This window comes from Kumtagia ephedrae, from assembly GCF_003012745.1.
Classification (GTDB): Bacteria; Pseudomonadota; Alphaproteobacteria; order Rhizobiales; family Rhizobiaceae; genus Kumtagia; species Kumtagia ephedrae.
Map to the genome: position 1 here is coordinate 123,440 of NZ_PXYK01000011.1, position 19,960 is coordinate 143,399.

16 protein-coding genes are annotated in these 19,960 nt (G+C 66.5%); 15 read left to right on the top strand and 1 reads right to left on the bottom strand.

Going from position 1 to position 19,960, the window contains the following annotated elements; all coding sequences use genetic code 11:
* Positions 1 to 13: 13 nt before the first annotated feature.
* The 15 genes from C7I84_RS13210 to C7I84_RS13285 all read left to right on the top strand — a co-directional run bounded on the left by C7I84_RS13210 (position 14) and on the right by C7I84_RS13285 (position 19,197).
* The gene (locus tag C7I84_RS13210; protein WP_106772662.1) at positions 14 to 1,789 is read left to right on the top strand and encodes a glycerol-3-phosphate dehydrogenase/oxidase; all 1,776 of its coding nucleotides are present in this window, start codon (positions 14 to 16) and stop codon (positions 1,787 to 1,789) included.
* The gene (locus C7I84_RS30345) at positions 1,731 to 2,576 is read left to right on the top strand and encodes a class I fructose-bisphosphate aldolase (protein WP_106772714.1); all 846 of its coding nucleotides are present in this window, start codon (positions 1,731 to 1,733) and stop codon (positions 2,574 to 2,576) included. Before C7I84_RS13210 ends, C7I84_RS30345 begins: the two co-directional genes overlap by 59 nt.
* Entirely contained in the window at positions 2,573 to 4,099 is a 1,527-nt protein-coding gene (locus C7I84_RS13220; protein WP_106772663.1) for an FGGY-family carbohydrate kinase, read from the top strand. The genes C7I84_RS30345 and C7I84_RS13220 overlap by 4 nt, the downstream gene beginning before the upstream one ends.
* Positions 4,074 to 5,696 (top strand): GMC family oxidoreductase, encoded by a 1,623-nt coding sequence (locus C7I84_RS13225; protein ID WP_106772664.1) that lies wholly within the window; start codon positions 4,074 to 4,076, stop codon positions 5,694 to 5,696. The genes C7I84_RS13220 and C7I84_RS13225 overlap by 26 nt, the downstream gene beginning before the upstream one ends.
* Positions 5,697 to 5,974: 278 nt before the next feature.
* Positions 5,975 to 6,661: a helix-turn-helix domain-containing protein gene (locus C7I84_RS13230; RefSeq protein ID WP_106772665.1), complete on the top strand. Its 687-nt coding sequence runs from the start codon at positions 5,975 to 5,977 to the stop codon at positions 6,659 to 6,661.
* Positions 6,658 to 8,265, top strand: a complete 1,608-nt coding sequence (locus C7I84_RS13235; protein WP_106772666.1) for an ABC transporter substrate-binding protein — start codon at positions 6,658 to 6,660, stop codon at positions 8,263 to 8,265. Before C7I84_RS13230 ends, C7I84_RS13235 begins: the two co-directional genes overlap by 4 nt.
* A 64-nt stretch (positions 8,266 to 8,329) precedes the next feature.
* Positions 8,330 to 9,355, top strand: a complete 1,026-nt coding sequence (locus C7I84_RS13240; protein ID WP_106772715.1) for an ABC transporter permease — start codon at positions 8,330 to 8,332, stop codon at positions 9,353 to 9,355.
* A gap of 454 nt (positions 9,356 to 9,809) precedes the next feature.
* Complete coding sequence (locus C7I84_RS13245) at positions 9,810 to 10,643, top strand: ABC transporter permease (RefSeq protein WP_106772667.1); 834 nt, start codon at positions 9,810 to 9,812, stop codon at positions 10,641 to 10,643.
* Positions 10,640 to 11,530: an ABC transporter ATP-binding protein gene (locus tag C7I84_RS13250; RefSeq protein WP_106772668.1), complete on the top strand. Its 891-nt coding sequence runs from the start codon at positions 10,640 to 10,642 to the stop codon at positions 11,528 to 11,530. Before C7I84_RS13245 ends, C7I84_RS13250 begins: the two co-directional genes overlap by 4 nt.
* Before the next feature lie 223 nt (positions 11,531 to 11,753).
* Complete coding sequence (locus tag C7I84_RS13260; protein ID WP_245428426.1) at positions 11,754 to 12,569, top strand: ABC transporter ATP-binding protein; 816 nt, start codon at positions 11,754 to 11,756, stop codon at positions 12,567 to 12,569.
* Positions 12,556 to 13,056: a GAF domain-containing protein gene (locus tag C7I84_RS13265; protein ID WP_106772670.1), complete on the top strand. Its 501-nt coding sequence runs from the start codon at positions 12,556 to 12,558 to the stop codon at positions 13,054 to 13,056. Before C7I84_RS13260 ends, C7I84_RS13265 begins: the two co-directional genes overlap by 14 nt.
* Positions 13,057 to 13,058: 2 nt before the next feature.
* Complete coding sequence (locus tag C7I84_RS13270) at positions 13,059 to 15,134, top strand: hydantoinase/oxoprolinase family protein (RefSeq protein WP_106772671.1); 2,076 nt, start codon at positions 13,059 to 13,061, stop codon at positions 15,132 to 15,134.
* Positions 15,135 to 15,145: 11 nt separating this feature from the next.
* Positions 15,146 to 16,822: a hydantoinase B/oxoprolinase family protein gene (locus tag C7I84_RS13275; protein ID WP_106772672.1), complete on the top strand. Its 1,677-nt coding sequence runs from the start codon at positions 15,146 to 15,148 to the stop codon at positions 16,820 to 16,822.
* Between the two features lie 277 nt (positions 16,823 to 17,099).
* Positions 17,100 to 17,909 carry an aspartate/glutamate racemase family protein gene (locus C7I84_RS13280; protein ID WP_106772716.1) on the top strand — a complete coding sequence of 270 codons (810 nt, stop codon included), beginning with the start codon at positions 17,100 to 17,102 and terminating at the stop codon, positions 17,907 to 17,909.
* Positions 17,910 to 18,096: 187 nt separating this feature from the next.
* Positions 18,097 to 19,197 (top strand): M24 family metallopeptidase, encoded by a 1,101-nt coding sequence (locus C7I84_RS13285; protein WP_106772673.1) that lies wholly within the window; start codon positions 18,097 to 18,099, stop codon positions 19,195 to 19,197.
* Between the two features lie 84 nt (positions 19,198 to 19,281).
* Here the strand turns inward: C7I84_RS13285 and C7I84_RS13290 are convergent, their stop codons facing one another.
* Positions 19,282 to 19,944, bottom strand: coding sequence for a hypothetical protein (locus tag C7I84_RS13290; RefSeq protein ID WP_207770999.1), 663 nt, complete (start codon positions 19,942 to 19,944; stop codon positions 19,282 to 19,284).
* Positions 19,945 to 19,960: the final 16 nt, after the last annotated feature.

Here is a 19,960-nt window from a genome sequence, read left to right on the forward strand (position 1 = left end):
TCCGCCGCGCCAGATGACCTGCGAGACCCGACAGAAGCGGCTTGACGCCCTCCGTGCCAGGCAGCGCGTCGCCGTGCTGGTGGTCGGCGGCGGCATCAATGGCATCAGCACGTTCCGCGAGCTGGCGTTGCAGGGCATCGACGTCGTCCTGGCGGAGCGGGGCGACTTCATGTCGGGCGCCAGCTCGGCGCCCTCGCGCATGATCCATGGCGGCCTGCGCTATATGGAAAACGGCGAGTTCGCGCTGGTCCGTGAATCGCTCAACGAGCGTAACCTGCTGCTGCGCAACGCGCCGCATTATGTGCGGCCGCTGCCCACGGCCATTCCCATCACCGACCGCCTCTCCGGGCTCTTCGCCGCGGCTCGTCGCATCCTCGGCGGCAACCCGCCGCCGGGCAATCGCGGCGCGCTGGTCGTCAAGATCGGGCTCACCCTTTACGACTGGTATGCTGGCCGGAGAAGCCCCCTGCCGCGGCATCGCTTCTTCGGGCGCCGCGAGACCGGGCGGCGCTGGCCGGACCTGGCTGCACCGTTCCGCTTCGTCGCGCTCTATCACGACGCGGCGATAAGCTATCCCGAGCGCCTCGGCGTCGAGATGGTGATCGATGCGGAAGCGGCCAGCAGTTCCGCGCTCGCGATCAACCATGTCCGCTTCGATGGCGTTGAGGATGGCAAGGCCGTCCTGACGGACACGGTCACCGGCGAGCGATTTGCGCTCGAGCCGGACGTCATCGTCAATGCGACGGGCGCATGGGTGGATCTGACGAACCGGCTGGTCGATGCCGGCGCCCCGTCACTGATCGGCGGCACCAAGGGGTCGCATATCGTCCTCGACAGTCCGCAACTGGCGCGGGCGTTGGGCGACACCATGATCTATTTCGCCAATCGCGATGGGCGCGTATGCATCGCCTTCGTCCATTTCGGCATGGTGCTGGCCGGCTCGACCGATATTCCTGTGGTCGATCCGGACGCCATCCGCTGCGAACCGGAGGAGGTGGACTATATCCTTGGGTCGATCCGCGAGATATTTCCGCGGATCAATGTGGAGGAAAAGGACATCGTCTACCGCTTCAGCGGCGTGCGGCCGCTGCCGCGCAGCGCGGCGGACGTCACCGCGCGCATTTCGCGCGATCACAGCGTGGAATGGATGCCTGGGACCGTGCCGGTGCTCAACCTGGTCGGCGGCAAGTGGACCACCTTCCGTGCCTTCGGCGCCGAAGCGGCGGATGCGGTGCTGGCGCGACTCGGCAGGACGAGGAACCGTTCGACCGAGACGCTGGCGATCGGCGGCGGCAAAGACTTCCCGTCCGGCGAGGCGGCGCGCGCCGAGTGGCTGGAAGCGCTGGCGCCTTCGCTGCAGGCGACGCCGGCCGTGGTGAATGCGCTGGCAACCCGCTACGGCAGCCGCGCAGCCGATCTCGCGCCCGTCCTGCCGAGCCCGCCGCTTGTCGCCCTGCCGGACTACAGCTGCGCCGAGATCGCATGGATGGCGACCAACGAGCACGTTGTGACGCTCGAGGATCTCGTGCTGCGGCGCATGTCGCTGCCCTTCAGCGGCACGCTTTCGATGGCCGGCATCGAGGAGATCGCAGCGATCGCGGCGCCGGTGCTAGGTTGGACAGCCGCCGAAACCCGCCGGCAGATCGACCGGCTCGCCGAGCATCTCGCCACCTGTCATGGTCTCGACGCCCAGTCGCTGACCGACCGCAATACAATCCGGAGCGACCAGCATGTACCAGTCCAAGAAAGTCCGCATGAACCGCCTGTTCGGCAACGGCAAATGTCTTGACGTCGCCATCGACCACGGGGTCTGCAACGAACCATCCTTCCTCGCCGGACTGGAGGACCTGGGCAAGATCCTCCGCCTGCTGGCGGACGCCGGGCCGGACGCCATCCAGATGAATTTTGGCCAGGCCGGCCTGCTTCAGGAGCTTCCCGGCAAGGCCAAGCCCGCGCTGGTGATGCGCATCGACATGGGCAATCCCTACAACAGGACTCGCCATCGCGAGATGTGGGCGGTGCTGCAGAACGCGCACGATCCGATCGCGCCGGCATTGCGGATGGACGCGGCCTGCGTGGTCGTCAACCTGTTCATGCTGCCGGACGAGCCGGGATTGTTCCGGCAATGCGTCGAGAATATTTCGCGCGTCGCCCAGGACTGCGAGCGCTACGGCATGCCGCTGATGATCGAGCCGCTGGTGATGCAGCCGAACAGCGAGCGCGGCGGCTATCTGGTCGACGGCGACGCGGAGAAGATCGTCACGCTGGTGCGGCTGGCCCGCGAAATGGGTGCCGACATCGTCAAGGCCGATCCGACCGACGACCCCACCGACTTCCACCGGGTGGTCGAGGCGGCGCGCTGCCCGGTGCTGGTGCGCGGCGGCGGCAAGGCGGACCTGCGCCAGGTCTTCGCCAACTCGTATGCGCTGATGAAGCAGGGCGCGCAGGGCATGGTTTATGGCCGCAACATCTACCAGCACGACAATCCGGGGCGCGTCGTCCGGGCGCTGATGGCGATGATCCACGACGGCGTCGACGATGCGGAGGCCTGGCGCATCTACGAGGCCGCCGCGTGAGCCGCTATCTCCTCGGCATAGACGCAGGCAACACCGTGGTGAAGGCGGTGCTGTTCGACCGCGACGGCATCATGCTGGCGCGTGCCGCGACGAACGGTGCGTCCAGCCAGCCGGCGCCCGGCCATGTCGAGCGCGACATTGCCGACCTGTGGCGCAACGCCGCCGCCGTCATCCGCGAATGCCTGCGCCAGGCGGGCGTCGAGGGGCGGGACGTCGCGGCGGTCGGCACGGCAGGGCACGGCAACGGCCTCTATCTCCTCGATCGCGACCGGCGGCCGCTGCTGGGTATCCAGTCGATCGACAACCGGGCCGCCGCACTGGCCTCGTCGATGCGCGGCGGCGAAACCGGCGACCACCTTTACCCGATGTGCCTGCAGCGGCCTTGGCCGGCGCAGACAGCGACCCTGCTCGCCTGGGTCAAGCAGAACCGTCCCGACCTCTATGCGAAGACCGGGACGGCGCTGCTCAGCAAGGACGTCATCACGCTGATGCTGACCGGCAACCGCGTCAGCGACTATTCCGACATGAGCGGCTGCGGACTGCTGCGGCTGCCCGAACGGCGATACGACCGAAAGCTGCTGGAGGCCTACGATCTGGCCGATGCGGAGGCGATGCTGCCGGCACTGGTCGAGTCGGAGGCGATCGCCGGCCACGTCACCGGCGAGGCGGCGCAGGCCACCGGGCTCGCGGCGGGAACACCCGTCGCCGCCGGATTCTTCGACATCATCGCCTCGATGATCGGATCGGGCGTTCATGCGCCGGGGCAGGCGGCGATCGTCGCCGGCACCTGGGGCATCAACCAGGTGGTTCGTGAAACGCCGCTGGTCGACGAGCGCATCTTCCACGCCTCGACCTGGAGGGCGGACCGCTACGTCGCGGTGGAGTCCAGCGCCACCTCCGCGGTCAATCTCGAATGGTTCGTGCGCGAACTCGCGCCGACGCACGACGCGTCCGCGTTCGAGGACTGCAACCGGCTGGTCGAGCAGGTCCGCCCCGCCGCCGAGAACCCGCTGTTCCTGCCGTTCCTGTACGGCTCGGCCACGCATGCCGATGCGCGCGGCGCCTTCGTCGGCCTGTCGGGCTGGCATGGCAGGGCCGAGATGCTGTCGGCGCTCTACGAAGGCGTGGTGTTCGAGCATCGCCGCCACATAGACCGGCTGAAGGCGGCCGGAGCGGCCTTCGAGACGGCGGCGCTTTCGGGCGGCGGGTCGCGCAGTGCGGCCTGGTGCCAGATGTTCGCCGATATCGTCGGCGTTCCCGTCACCGTCGCAGAATGCCAGGAGACGGGCGCGCTGGGCGCCGCGATCGGGGCTGGGGTCGCGGGCGGCATGTTCGGCTCCATCGAAGCGGGCGTCTCGACTATGGTAAGGACGAGTCGCGTGCATGCGCCCCAGGCGGAGCATAGGTATCTCATCGAGGCGCGGTACCGGCTCTATCGTTCGCTGGGGGAGGCGATGCCGGCACAATGGCACGGCTATCTGCGGGACAGCGGAACACATGAACGATCGCAAGCGGGCCAATGATCGCATCGACCTCGGCAGCTACGACTATATCGTGGTCGGCGCCGGATCGGCGGGCTGCGTGCTGGCAAACCGGCTGAGCGCCGATCCCTCCAGGCGCGTCCTGCTGCTGGAGGCCGGCGGGTCCGACAATTACCACTGGATCCACATCCCGGTCGGCTACCTCTACTGCATGGGCAATCCGCGCACTGACTGGGGCTATTCGACCGTCGCCGAGCCCGGCCTCAACGGCCGCTCGCTGGCCTATCCGCGCGGCCGGGTGATGGGCGGCTGCTCCTCCATCAACGGCATGATCTACATGCGCGGCCAGGCCGCCGACTACGATCACTGGCGCCAGCTCGGAAATGTCGGCTGGGGCTGGGACGACGTGCTGCCGCTGTTTCGCAAGTCGGAGAACCATCATGCGCTGGACGGTCCCTATCACGGCCAGGCCGGCGAATTGCGGGTGGAGCGCCAGCGGCTTTCCTGGCCGATCCTTGATGCGGTGCGCGAGGCGGCCGAAGAGCTCGGTGTGCCGAAGATCGACGACTTCAACGCCGGCGACAATGAGGGCTCGTCCTATTTCGAGGTGAACCAGAAGGCCGGCTTCCGCTTCAACGCGGTCCGCGCCTTCATCGCGCCGGTCCGGCACCGCAGGAACCTGCGCATCGTCACCGGTGCGCAGGCAGAGCACATCCGTTTCGAGGCCGGCCGCGCCGCCGGCATCGACCTCCGCCTCGACGGCCGCCCGGCCCGTGCCGCGGCCTCGGGCGAGATCGTGCTCGCCGCCGGCGCGATCGGTACGCCGCAGCTGCTCCAGCTTTCCGGCGTCGGTCCGGCCGAGCTGCTGCGCAGGCACGGCATCGACGTTGTCAGGGACATGCCCGGCGTCGGCGCCAACCTGCAGGACCATTTGCAGATCCGGACGGCGTTCCGCATCCGCGGGGCGCGGACGTTGAACGAGTGGCAGGCCTCGCTGCTCGGCAAGGCGCAGATCGGCCTGCTCTACGCGCTGAAGCGCTCCGGACCGATGGCGATGGCACCGTCGCAGCTCGGCATCTTCATGAAGTCCGATCCGCGTTTCGGGACGGCGAACATCGAATTCCACGTCCAGCCGCTGTCGTTGGACAAGTTCGGCGAGCCGCTGCACGCGTTTCCGGCGATCACCGTCTCGGTCTGCAACCTCCGCCCGGAGTCGCGCGGCACGGTGAACATCGTGGCGAACGATCCGATGGTGCATCCGGCCATCGCCCCCAACTACCTTTCGACCGACGCGGACAGGGCGGTGGCCGCGGATTCCATCCGCGCCGCGCGCCGGCTGATGGCGACCGGGCGGATGGCGGAATACGGGCCGGAGGAGTTCAAGCCGGGCACGCATATCCAGTCCGTCGAGGATCTGGCGCGGGCCGCCGGCGACATCGCCACGACGATCTTCCATCCGGTCGGCACGGCCAGGATGGGGACGGACGACATGGCGGTGGTCGACCCGCAGCTGCGTGTGCGCGGCATTCATGGCTTGCGCATAGCCGACGCCTCGGTGATGCCGACCATCGTGTCCGGCAACACCCATGCGCCGGTCGTCATGATCGCGGAAAGGGCGGCACAACTGATGGCGGGCTGACGCCATCGGTTTGATAGTCCGAGGGTGCTGCCAGGCCATGGCCCGCGAGCCGAGGCGGTTCGCGGATCGCCGAGACCATTGCCTCGCCTGTATCGCGCGTCATCCACCCACCAAAGGTCGTCCTGCCGAGCGCTTCGAGCCGAAGCCGCCGCTCCCGCGTTTCCTGCAAAAGTGCCTGCCTGGCGGGCATGTGACGGAATTGCCGCTCGATCACGCAGATTCCACTTGACGACGTTTTAGTCCTGCTACAATTTTAGTCCTACTAAAATGGAGAAGGCATGAGCCAGGCTGCCGACACGACCGGCGTGAACTCGGCCGAAATCCCGCTGGGCCAGAGGCTCCGGGATCGCCGGCTGGCTCTCGACCTCACCCTCAAGGACGTGGCCGACGGCGCCGGCCTGTCGGTCGGGTTCATCTCGCAGATCGAGCGCGGCATCACCATTCCGTCGCTGACCTCGCTGATCAACGTCTGCCGGGTGCTGGGCTCCGACGTCGGCGACTTCCTGGCGCAGCCGCGCGGCGACAAGCCGGTGACCCGCCACGACCAGCGGCCGGTCTACGCGCTCGGCAGCAACGCCGTCACCTACGAGCGCCTCTCGGCGTCGTTTCCGGGCAACGTGCTGCGCAGCGTCATCTTCCACGAGCCGCCGGGTTTTCGCAGCGAGCCGATGTCGCATGAGGGCGAGGAGATATTCTTCATCCTCGAAGGCGCGCTCACGATCGAGATCGACGGCGAGCGGACGATCCTGGAGACCGGCGATTCCGTCCATTTCCCGTCCACCCGGACGCATGCGACGTGGAATCACACCACGTCGTCGACGACCGTGCTGCACACCTGCACGATGGACGTCTTCGGTGACGGGGCGCCGGCGGGCCGGCCCGAGACCAGCATGGCCGTGTCGCGCGCAACGAGCCGCAAAAGTGCACCAAAGCCGCTGAAAATACTGAAGGGGAAAACACAATGAAAAGCCTGCTCAAGCCATTGGCGGCGACGCTTGTCGCCGCCACCTCGCTCGCCGGCCTTGCGGTCGTCGCCGTGACGCCTGCCGCTGCCGAAACCGTGCTGCGCCTCGATGAGGTCGCCGTCGGCGAACTCGATCCCGGCAAGGCTACGGACTATGCCGACTCGATCCTGATGTTCAACATCTACGACACGCTGGTGCTGGCCGCGCAGGGCGGGCCGGGCGTCGTGCCGCATCTCGCCGAAAGCTGGGAGACCGACGGCAAGACCTACACCTTCAAGCTGCGCTCCGACGTGAAATTCCAGAGCGGCAATCCGCTGACGGCCGAGGACGTGGTCTTCTCGCTCGACCGCATGAAGGCGCTGGGGCAGGGGCTCTCCTATCTCTTCGCCAATGTCGAGAAGGCGGAAGCCGTCGATCCGGCCACCGTCAGATTCACGCTGACCAGCCCCTATTCGCCCTTCCTGTCGGCGCTGCTGCGCCTGCCCATCGTCGACAAGAAGCTCGTTTCCGAGAACCTCGGGGCAGGCGACGGCGACATGAAGGACTGGGGGCAGGGCTATCTCTCGACCCACGCCGCCGGCAGCGGCGCCTACAAGGTCGTCTCGCACAATCCGCAGGAAGAGACGGTGATGGCCAGGAACGCCGACTATTTCCTCGGCGTTCCCGCCAAGGCGCCCGACACGGTGCGGCTGCGCTACGGGCTGGAGGCCGCCACCGTGCGCACGCTGATCGCCCAGGGCGAGCACGACATCACCTCGCAATGGCTGCCGCCGGAGGTGCTGAAGGCGCTGGCCGCCGGCGGCGCGCAGCTGCTCGTCGAGACCGGCGGCTCCGGCTTCTACATCAAGATGAACACCACCAGGAAGCCGCTGGACGATCTGAACTGCCGGCTGGCGCTCACCTATGCCTTCGACTACGCCGCCGGCGTCAAGATGGTGGCGATCACCGACGAGGTGTCGCAGGGCAGCCCGGCCTCCGGCCCGCTGCCGGCCGGCATGCTCGGCGCGCTGCCGGCCTCGGAAGCCTATGCCCGCGACCTCGACAAGGCGAAAGAGTACCTTGCCCAGTGCAAGTACAAGCCGGAGGACTTCACCCTCGAGCTGTCCTGGGTGGGCGAGGTGCCGCTCGAGGAGCGTTACGCGCTGCTGATGCAGGCGAATTTCACCGAACTCGGCATCAAGTCGGAAGTCCGGAAGATCCCGTGGGCGCTGTTTTCCGAGCAGGTCACCAAGCCGGAGAACACGCCGAACATCAGCCAGGTCTTCGTCAACGCCGTCACCGGCGATCCCGACACGCTGATCTACGGCATGTATCATTCCTCGGCCGCCGGCACCTGGCAGTCGCCGGAATATCTGAAGGACGCCAAGGTCGACGAACTGCTCGACAGGGGCCGCACCGAGACCAGCGACGAGCAGCGCGCCGCCACCTATACGGAGGCCGGCAAGCGGCTGAAGGAACTCGCACCGACGATCTTCGCCTATGACCAGAACGCCGTGTTCGCGGCGAGCAAGCGCGTCTCGGTTCCGGCGCTCACCGACAGGAGCAAGGCGTTCGGCTTGACCGGCATGGCCTTCACCTTCCGCCTGATGGAAATGAACGAATAGGCTGATTTTGCTGGCCGGTGGCTATCTTTGCCGCCGGCAAACCGCCCGACGAACGGAACCGATGATGCTGCCTGTCGTCCGCCTCCTCGCGAAGCGGCTGGGAACCTCGCTGATCGTGCTGATCGGGGTCTCCATGCTGATCTTCGCCATCGCCCGGGTGATCCCCGGCGACCCGGCGCGCATCGCGCTCGGGCCGAACGCCTCGGCCGAGCAGATCGCGGCGCTGCGCGAGCGGCTGCATCTCGACCAGCCGATCGTCGTCCAATACGGCCACTTCCTGTCCGATCTGGCGCGCGGCGACCTCGGCGTCTCGCTTTACACCAACCGGCCGGTGATGACCGATATCGCCCAGTTCCTGCCGGCGACGCTGGAACTGGTGCTCGTCTCGGGTCTGATGATGGTGCTCATCGGCCTGCCGCTCGGCATCCTCTCGGCGCGCTACCGCGACAGCTGGATCGACAACCTGATCCGCCTGGTCACGCTGCTCGGCGTCTCCGCCCCGGCCTTCGTCTGGGCGGTGATCCTGATGCTGCTGTTCGCTTATTTCCTGCCGCTCTTCCCGATCGCCGGACGCATCTCCGACAGTTTTACCATCCCGCCGGCCACCGGCTTCCTGCTGGTCGACACGCTGATCGCCGGAAATGTCCGTGCCTTCGGCAATGCTGCCTGGCATATCGTGCTGCCGGCCTTTGCGCTGGCGCTGTCGGGCATCGGCCAGGCGGCGCGGCTGGTCCGCTCCAACATGGTCGAGACCTACGAAAAGCCTTACATCGAGATGGCGCAGTCCTACGGCTTTCCCGGCAGGCGGATCGCCCGAAAATACGCGTTCCGGCCGTCTATGATCCCGTCGCTGACCATCATCGGCCTCGATTTCGCGGCGATGCTCGGCAACGCCTTCCTGGTCGAGGCGGTGTTCGCCTGGCCGGGCCTGTCGCGCTACGGCGTGGCGGTGATCCTGCGAAAGGACTTGAACGCCATCATCGGCACGGTGCTGATCATCTCGGCGATGTTTTTGATCGTCAACGTTATCGTCGACCTGCTGATCGCCTTCATCAACCCGCGTATCCGCTATTCGCAGAGGGCGGGGTGATGGAGAGGCTCACGCGAAGCGCCCCCTCCACCGCCTTCGGCGGTCCCCCTCCCCCGCTTCGCAGGGGAGGACCCTCCGTTGCGGCCGGCTACGCCGTCGATCCTCCCCCGTTTACGGCAGGGCTGTCCGGGGAAAATTTTTGGGCAATGCAGACGAGTCCTCGGACACGGGTTTGCAACCCAAGATGGGCGAGGCGCGTATTGTTTCCGACTGCCAGCCGCTGCAAGCATCGTTGCGGGAGCGTCGAAGGACCTTCCAAATTGCGAAAATGCAAGCAGTGCGAGTCGTCGAAGGCTGGGTTTGCAACCGAAAACCGTTCCCCGGACAGCCCTGCGTTTACGGGGGAGGGGGACCACGCGAAGCGTGGTGGAGGGGGCGCCCGGGAAGCCGAAACGCATTTGGCCGGCAGGCCAGAGGAGGGCGTCGCTGGTCACACCATCTCGCGAGTGTGCCCATGAACCGCACCCTCGCCATCCTGTTGCGCAACCCGCTGTCGCTGCTCGGCCTGGCACTGGTCGCGCTCGTCGTGCTGTCGGCGATCTCCGCCGACTTCATCACGCCCTTTCCGGAGCATGCCGGAGCGGTGGTCGACTTCGCCAATTTCAACAAGGCGCCGGAATGGCCCTACATCATGGGCACCGACCTGGTCGGCCGCGACCTCTTCACCCGCATCGTCTACGCCTACCGCATCTCGCTGATCCTCGGCGTGGTGGTGCTGGCGATCGCGGTGCCGATCGGCGTCACCATCGGCCTTGTCGCCGGCTATTTCGGCGGCTGGGTCGAATATGTGCTGATGCGGGTCACCGATGTCTTCCTGTCGATCCCGCCGCTGGTGCTCGCCATGTCGATGATGGGTGTGCTGGAGCCGACGCTGACCAACGGCATGATTGCGGTGACCGCCATGTGGTGGCCCTGGTACACGCGGCTCGTCTACAATCTTGCGCGCTCCGAGAAGGAGGAAGGCTACGTCCTCGCCGCCGAGGTGATCGGCGCGTCGAAGGCGCATGTCATGTTCCGCGAGATCCTGCCGAATTGCGTGCCCTCCATCCTCACTAAGATGACGCTCGACCTCGGCTTCGTCATCCTGATCGCCTCGTCGTTGTCCTTCCTCGGCCTCGGCGTGCAGCCGCCGACGCCGGACCTCGGCTCGATGGTGGCGGACGGCGCGAAATACCTGCCGGACTCGTGGTGGCTCACCGTCTTTCCCGGGCTCGCCATCCTGGTCGCGGTGTTCGGCTTCAATCTCGTAGGCGACGCATTGCGCGAGATTCTGGGAGCCGAGCAATGAGCGCGCCGACGCTGCTGATCCGCGACCTGAAACTCGGCTTCCGCAGCTATGCGGGCATGCTGGAGGTGCTGCACGGCATCTCGCTGCACATCGCCAAGGGCGAGCGCGTGGCGCTGGTCGGCGAATCCGGTTCCGGCAAGTCGGTCACGGCGCGCATCGTGCTCGGCCTGATCCAGTCGCTGCGCAGCGCCCGCGTCTCCGGCCTGGTCGAGTTCGAGGGCCGCGATCTGGCGAAGCTTTCGGAGCGGGAACGCCACGCGCTGCGCGGCACAAGAATGTCGATGATCTTTCAGGATCCGACCTCCTCGCTCAATCCGGTCTACACGATCGCGACGCAGTTCCACGAGGTGCTGCTGCGCGGCAGCCCCGGCATCTCGCAAGCCGAGGCGCGTCGGCGCGCGGTGGCGGCGCTCGACGACGTGGCAATCTCCGAACCGGAGCGCGTGCTCGATTCCTATCCGTTCCAGCTTTCCGGTGGCATGAACCAGCGTGTCATGATCGCCATGGCGCTCGCCAACGAGCCATCGCTGCTGATCGCCGACGAGCCGGGCACGGCGCTCGACGTCACCGTGCAGGCGCAGACGCTCACGCTGATGCGCGACCTCACCGAAAGACACCACACGGCGGTGCTGTTCATCTCGCACAATCTCGGCGTGGTGCGCGAGTTCGCCGACCGCCTCTACGTCATCTACAAGGGCCGCATCGTCGAGCAAGGACCGACGGCGGCCTTGTTCGACGACCCGCGCCACCCCTATACGCGGGCGCTTTTGCAGGCCGTGCCGCGCATCACCGGCGGCGGCATTCCCGAGATCGAAGACGCATCGGAAGCCTATTTCGCGCCGCTGGTTGTGCGTGAGGGTTTCGGCGAGCCGGGGAGGGCGGGATGATGATCGTTGCTGGTCGTGCTCCTTCGCACCCCCCTCTGTCCTGCCGGACATCTCCCCCGCAAGGGGGGAGATTGGCTGTCATCAATGGTTTCGCCAATCTTTCACGTCGAAGGTTGGCGAAGCCAAAGCGGCCGGCCAATCTCCCCCCTTGCGGGGGAGATGTCCGGCAGGACAGAGGGGGGTGCGAAGGAGCACGGAGCCTCATATGCGGGAGCCATCCCGCGTGACCCGACCGCTGCTCTCCCTTCGCTCCGTCTCGAAAACCTTCACCACCGCCGGTCGCATGGTGCGGGCGGTCGACGACGTCTCCTTCGATGTCGCGAAGGGCGAGTGCCTGGCGATCGTCGGCGAGTCCGGCTCCGGAAAATCGACCGTCGCCCACATGATCCTCGGCATTTATCCGCAGAGCGCCGGTGAAATCCTGTTAGACGGCAGTCTACTGCCGGCGCGGCGTGCGCTCATCCATCGCCGCGCCATCCAGCTCGTGCAGCAGAACCCGCTCTCCTCGCTCAATCCCAAGCGCAGCATCGGCGCCTCGCTCAGGCTGGCGCTCGACGTGCACGGCATCGGCGAAAGGAGCGCGCGCTGGGACCGTGTCGGTCAGTTGCTTGAGGAGGTCGGCCTGCCCGCGGACTTCCGCTCGCGCGCGCCGTCGACGCTGTCCGGCGGGCAGCGGCAGCGCGTGGCGATCGCCCGGGCGCTTGCCTGCCAGTCGGAGCTGGTGGTGCTCGACGAGCCGACCTCGGCGCTCGACGTGCTGGTGCAGGCGCGCGTGCTCAAGCTGCTCAACGAGCTGCGGGCTCAGCGCGGGCTCACCTACGTCTTCATCACCCACGACCTGTCGGTGGTGCGCAACGTCGCGACCCGCGTCGCCGTGTTCGAGAAGGGCCGGCTGGTCGAGCTTTCCCCGACCGAGACCGTATTCACCAATCCGAAGCATCCCTACACGCGCCGGCTGATCGGCGCCGTTCCGGTCGTCACGGCGCAAGAGGCTGAACTGCGCGGTCGGCTCATGGAGAAGAGCAATGCAAGTGCCTGACTACTCCGCTTTCACCAAGGCCGTCGCGGCCGCCGGCGCGACGCCCGAGACGGCGTTCGCGGCACTCTGGGCGCTGACGCGCGACGTCGTCGGGGTCAAGCTGTTCACGGTCATGACCCATGACGGCCGCAGCGGCATGGCGCAGCGCATCTATTCCAACATGCCCGACGCGTATCCGGTCTCGGGAACCAAGCCTGCCAACGAGACCGACTGGTCGCGCCAGGTGATCGGCGAGAAGCGCACCTTCGTCGCCAACGACATCGACGGCATTGCCGCCGTCTTCTCCGATCACGAGCTGATCCGGTCGCTCGGCTGCGAGAGCGTCATCAACGTGCCGATCATCGTCGCCGGCGAGGTCAAGGGCACCATCAACTGCCTGCATGAGGCCGGCTTCTACACGCCCGAGCGGGTCGAGGCCGCCGAGGCGCTGAAGCTGCCCGGCGCGCTCTGCCTGCTGCTCAACGAACTGTCTGCCAAGGGAGATTGACGATGGCCGGCAAGACGATCCGCGTCGCCACCGATGTCGGCGGCACCTTCACCGATCTCGTCTGCTTCGAGACCGACCACGCCACCGGCGAGCAGCGCATCGTCACCGCCAAGTCCGACACCACGCCGCCCGATTTCGAGCGCGGCGTGCTCAACGTGCTGGAGAAGGGCGGCGTCGATCCGCGCTCGGTCGATTTCCTCGCCCACGGCACGACAGTTGTCATCAACGCGCTGACCGAGCGCAAGGGCGTCAAGGTCGGGCTGATCACCACCGAGGGTTTTCGCGATTCGCTGGAGATCGCGCGCGGCAACCGGCCGGACTTCTTCAACCTGCATTACGAGAAGCCGAAACCCTTCGTGCCGCGTTACCTGCGCCGCGAACTGCCCGGCCGCGTCTCCTACAAGGGCGTCGAGATGAAGCCGCTCGACCTCTCCGGCCTGCCGGCTATCGTCGCGGATTTCCGCAAGGAGGGCGTCGAGGCGGTCGCCATCTGTTTCATCCATTCCTATGCCGACACCAGCCACGAGCGGGCGGCGCTGGCCGAACTGAAGCGGTTGTGGCCGGAGGTTTCGGCCGTCGCCTCGCACCAGATCACGCGCGAATGGCGCGAATACGAGCGCTCCAACACTGCCGTGCTGTCGGCTTACGTGCAGCCGGCCGCCGAGCGCTACCTGTCGCGCCTGCATGCCGGGCTGAAGGACAAGGGGTTTTCCAAGAGCCCCTACATCATGCAGTCGAACTGCGGCGTCGACTCGCTGGAATCGGTGTCGAGGATCCCGATCACCATGGTCGAATCCGGCCCAGCCTCCGGCTTCTGGGGCGCGGCGGAGCTGGGAAAACTGATCGGCGAAAAGAATGTGCTGGCGCTCGACATCGGCGGCACCACGGCAAAGTGTTCGCTGATCGAGGACGGCGAGGTCAAGATCAAGACCGACTACTGGATCGAGCGCGACCGTTTTTCCGCCGGCTATCCCATCATGGTGCCGGTGGTCGACCTGGTCGAGATCGGCAATGGCGGCGGCTCGATCGCCTGGGTCGACGATTTCGGCAAGCTGCATGTCGGCCCGCAATCGGCCGGCGCCGTGCCGGGGCCGGCGGCCTATGGCCGCGGCGGCGTCCACGCCACCACCACCGACGCCAATCTCTGGCTCGGCCGCATCAACAGGGACTATTTCTGCGGCGGCGAGGTGGTGGCCGACATGGCCGCGACGAAAGCCGCGATCGAGGCGGTCGGCCAAAAGCTCGGCGTCTCCGCCGACGAGGCGGCGCGCGGCATCGTCCGCATCGCCAACAACAACATGGTCAACGCGCTGAAGCTGGTGTCGCTCAACCGCGGCCACGATCCGCGTGAGTTCACGCTCGTTGTCTTCGGCGGCGGCGGTGCCATGCATGGCGTAGCGCTCGGCATGGAGCTTGGCGTGCAAAAGGTCGTAGTGCCGGCCGGCGCCGCGGTCTTCTCCGCCTGGGGCATGATGATGTCGGATCTGCGCCGCGACTATTTCGTCACGCGCCTGGCCGACCTGAAGCCGGGCGCGGCTGAAGGGATCGAAGCGGTCTTCGCCGAGAGCGAGGAGCAGGCGCGCAGCCAGTTCGCCGCGGAGGGCGTCGACGCGGCCAAGGTGCGCTTCCTGCGCTACGGAAAATTCCGCTACCAGAACCAGGAGCACACGACCGAGGTGCTGATCGCTTCCGGCGAGATCAACGACGGGCGCCTCGCCGAGATCGAAGCCGCGTTCCACGAGACCTACGAGCGCGAATATACCTACCGGCTCGACGCGCCGGTCGAGATGGTCGGCATCCATCTCGTCGCCTCGGCGGAGGTCGGCAAGCTGACGATGCGCAAGCGCGAGACCACCGGCGCGCCGGCCGAGGCCGCGCTGAAGGGGCATCGCGACGTGGACTATGCGCTGGAGGGTATTCACAGCGCGGCGATCTACGACGGCACGAGGCTGGAGCCCGGCATGAGCTTCACCGGTCCGGCGATCGTCGAGGATCCCGGAACCACCGTGGTCGTCCATCCCGGCAACCGGGTCGAGATCGACGGCTACGGCAACATCCACATCCACCTGGCGGCCTGAGGGAGACGACGATGCCGACTACGGCAAAAAACGATCCGATCACGCTGGAGATCATCCAGAACTCGCTGCAGGCCACCGCCGACGAGATGTTCGCGGTGATGAAGAAGACGGCGATGAGTTCGATCATCTACGAGGTGCTCGACATGGGCACCGGCATCACCGACGCACATGGCGCGCTGGCCTCGTCCGGCGCCGGCATTCCCGGCTTCATCGGAGTGCTCGACAAGTCGGTGAAGGTGCTGCTGCAGAAATTCGGCAAGCCGGGCGACATCGAGCCCGGCGACGTCTTCATCACCAACGATCCCTACTACGGCGGCGTCACCCATCTCAACGACCTCGTCGTCTGCATGCCGGTGTTCGCCGACGGCCGCATCATCGCCTGGACGGCCAACATCGCCCACAACTCGGATGTCGGCGGCAAGTCGCCCGGCTCGCTCTCCGCCGACGCAACGGAGATTTTTCAGGAGGGCCTGCGCCTGCCGGCGATCAAGATGATAGCGCGGGGCGAGCCGATCCCCGGCATCTTCGACATCATCACCGTCAACTCGCGCATGCCGGATTTTCTGAAGGGCGACTTGTGGGCGGCGATCGCCTCCGTGCGCATAGGTGCCAAGCGGCTGGCGGAGCTGGCGGAGAAATATTCGGTCGCCACCTTCGAGGCGGCGATGAAAAGCTTCATGGATCATGGCGAGAAGATCGCGCTGGCAGAACTCGCCAAATTGCCCAAGGGCACATTCGAGCTGACCGAGGAGCAGGACGATGGCCGCTTCTTCAACGTCAAGGTGACGATCTCGGACACCGAGTTCGTCATCGACCTCAGGGACAATCCCGAACAGGATGCCGGACCCTCGAATGCCGGCCGCGACGACACGCTGGTCAGCATGCAGGTCATCTTCAAGGCGCTGACCGACCCGACCTCGCCGGCCAACGAGGGCTCGTTCCGGCCGCTCAAGGTGCTGACGAAGGAGGGGACCACCTTCCACGCCAGGGAGCCGGCGGCCGTCGGCTTCTATTACGAGATCGGCATTCGCGGCTATGACCTGGTCTGGCGCTGCCTGGCGCCGCATATGCCGGACAAGCTGCCGGCCGGGCATTTCTCCTCGATCGCAGGAACCTTCATCGGCGGCATCCATCCCGACACCGGCCGGCAGTACACCATCATCGAGCCGCAGATCGGCGGCTGGGGCGCCTCGCCCGGGCGCGACGGCAATAGCGCCATCTTCTCCGGCGTGCATGGCGAAACCTACAACTGCCCGGCCGAGATCTCCGAGGCCCGGAACGGTCTGTTCGTCGACCGCATGGAGCTCAATACGGATCCCGGCGGCGAGGGCCAATGGCGTGGCGGCCAGGGCATCCGCATGGACTACCGCATCCGCCGCGACAACTCCTTCCTGACGCTGGGCTACACGCGCTCGCGCATCCTGCCGTGGTCGCTCGACGGCGGCAACGAGGGCTCGGCCAACTATGCGCTGGTGCTGCGTACCGACGGCTCGAGCGAACGCTACGCCTTCGGCTCCGGCATCCGCGTCGACACCGACGACGTCATCCGCATCGTCACCGGCGCGGGCGGCGGCATCGGCGATCCGAAGCAGCGCGACCGCGCTCTGGTCGAGGAAGATATCCGCAACGGCCTCGTCACGCCCGAGCGGGCGCGGGAGGTGTACGGGATCGAGTTAGCGAAGGCATAGCGGCAGTCGTTCTTCTCCCGCGAACGGAAGGGCAATCGCATATGAATGCACCCCCACCCCTAACCCCTCCCCACAAGGGGGAGGGGGACTGGCTGGCATCTCCGCCAGGCGCCAATCGTCAACGGTTCGCCCGGGCATGGCGGCAGCAAAGTCCCCCTCCCCCTTGTGGGGAGGGGTTAGGGGTGGGGGTGCGAGGCCACCCAATTCCTTGCCGGTTGCCATATGCGACAGCCCTGCCATGAACGGGGAGAAGGGAACGCCGAACGAGGAGAACAGCATGCCCGGACATAAACCGCTCAAGATCATGTTCCTGAGTCCGGTCGGCTACGCCGACAGCGATCCGATCTTCGCCGCCATGGCCGCGGAGCACAAGCTTCCGGGAACGGAAGTGCATGTCACCTCGCTGCCGGCGAGCGAGGGCGGCTTCACTCATATCGAATACCGCTCCTACGAGGCGATGGTGACGCGCGGCATCATCCGCGCCACGCGGGCCGCCGCACGCGAAGGTTTTGACGCGCTGGCGATCGGCTGTTTTTACGACACGGCGCTGCACGACGCGCGCGAAGTCTCGGAAGGCATGATCGTCACCGCGCCCTGCGTCGCCTCCTGCGAGATCGCCGCCAGCCTGTCCAACCGCTTCGGCATCATCGTCGGGCGCAGGAAGTGGGTGCACCAGATGCAGTCGACGGTGCGCGAGCATGGCCATGAGCACCGGCTGTCGGGTTTTTACCACGTCGAGCTCGGCGTGAACGATTTCCAGAAGGATCATGCCGAGACCGAGCAGCGGCTGATCGGGGCCGGCCGCAAGGCGGTCGAGGAGGATTTCGCCGAAGCGCTGATCCTCGGCTGCACCATGGAGGTCGGCTTCTACCGCGACCTCGAAAAAAGGCTCGGCGTGCCAGTCATCGACCCGTCGATCGCAGCGCTGAAGCGTGCCGAATATGCCGCGATCCTCAAGCGTCAATGCGGCTGGGTACCGTCGCGCAAATGGTCGAGCGAGGCGCCGCCCGAGGACGAGATCGCCCGCTTCGGCCAGTTCGACACCGGCGAGCCGTTCGGCAACAGGATCGTCGTCGAGGCGGCGTGAGGAAAGATTCCCCCTCTCCGTCTCGCCCTACGGGCTCGCCACCTCTCCGAGGCGAGGAACCGCTGCCGCGATGCCGGCGCTTCTCTCCAGCTTGGGTTCCTCGCCCCCACGCAGTGGGGGAGAGGTGGCAAGCCCGAAGGGCGAGACGGAGAGGGGGCGAGGTCACGGACAACATGAGAGGAAGACAATGAAGGTCGACACCCAAAAGAGGCTCGAAGCTCTCCGCAAGAAAATGAAGGATGCCGAAGTCGACCTCGTCGCGCTCGGGCCGGGATCGCACATGCAGTGGGTGACGGGCTTCCACCCGCATGCCGACGAGCGGCCGTGTCTGCTGCTGGTCGGCCCGGAGAAAGAAACCTTCCTGATGCCGGGGCTCAATGCCGAAGGCTCGCGCGAGGAGACGGATATCGAATTCCACACCTGGGCCGACGAAACCGGCCCGGACGCCGCGCTTGCCGACGCGCTCGCGGCGATCAAGGCGACGGAAGCGAAGCACGTGGCGCTCGACGAGACGATGCGCGCCGATTTCGCGCTGCTGCTGCTCGGCGCGCTGCCGGGCGCAAAGCACAGCTTCACCGACGCCACCGTCGGCGCGCTCCGGATGCGCAAGGATACTGCTGAGTTCAAGAAGCTGAAGATGAATGCCGGCATCGCCGACCGCACCATGCAGAAGGCGTTCGCCTCGATCAGGCCCGGCATGACCGAACTGGAGCTTGCCGCAGCGATCAAGGATCACTTCTCGTCCGAGGGTGCGACGCCGCAGTTCTGGATTGTCGGCGCTGGCAGCAACGGCGCCTTCCCGCATCATCAGACCGGGTCCCGCAAGCTGGCGGAAGGCGACGCCATCGTCATCGACATCGGCGGCCGCAAGGACGGTTTTCCCAGCGACATCACCCGCATGGCGGTCGTCGGCAACCCGCCGGAAGGTTATGGGCAGATCCACGGCATCGTCGAAAAAGCCGTGCAGGCGGCGCTGAAGACGGCGAAGCCGGGCGTGCTCGCCAGGGAAGTCGACGCCGCGGCGCGGCGCGTCATTGCCGATGCCGGCTATGGCGACTATTTCGTCCACCGCACCGGCCACGGCATGGGCATTGACGGCCACGAACCGCCCTACATCACCGCCACCTCGGAGACGGTGCTGGAGGAGGGCATGGTCTTCTCCATCGAGCCCGGCATCTATATCCCCGGCCGCTTCGGTATCAGGCTGGAGGAGATCGTCATCCTGCGCGCGGACGGGCCGGAGATTCTGTCCGCCCTGCCGCGCGACCTGTATGTGGCGAGGACCTGAGCGGCGGAACTGTGCCGTCGCCATCATTCGGTAGTCGTCGTTCCCCCGACGGGATGGCGCGCCCGATCGCCGGCAGACCGGCGTCTACGAACCCGGGGTGTGGCGGAGGGGGTCTGCACCGTCTTCCACGTTGCCGGGTTTCTCCTGAGCCGCCATGCTCTCGATTCCGGTTTGCGCCCGCGACATCGGGAACATCCAGTTCGGCGTGATGCCGAGGAATTGATCCAGGAAGGCGATGGAGATGTCCGGATCCTCGGAGGCGTTCTCGCGATACGACCACCAGGTCCGCAGGTCGTAGGCCGCCTGGTCGAGCGGCCGGGGCTCGCCGAACTCCTGCTCATGCACCGCGACGATCGAGCAGATGCAGAAGTTGGTGTAGATGAAACCCTCCGGCCATGCATGGGCGATCCGCGCTGTCGGATCGGCGTCATCCGCCGTCGTGCCGTCGTCCGTTGCGAGAACCTCCACGGAGCGCGTGCGCAGCAGTTCGCGCAAGGCCAGGCCGCCCATGAAGACGATGCGGTCGGCCTTGTCGAGGGTGTGGTCGTGCTCGATCGCGCCGATGGCCGCCACCCAGTCGAAGAAGGTCTTGTGCAGACGGCGGTCGTCGACACGGGCGGCGATGTTCAGATGCGCCGCCACGAACGCGCTGTTCTGCTTGAAGGCGCGGTCGAACCATCGCAACTGGCGCAGCCGCTTGCGCAACTGCGGCGTCTCGATCAGCTTTTCCTTCAGTGCCAGTTCCACGCCGGGCGCTCCACTA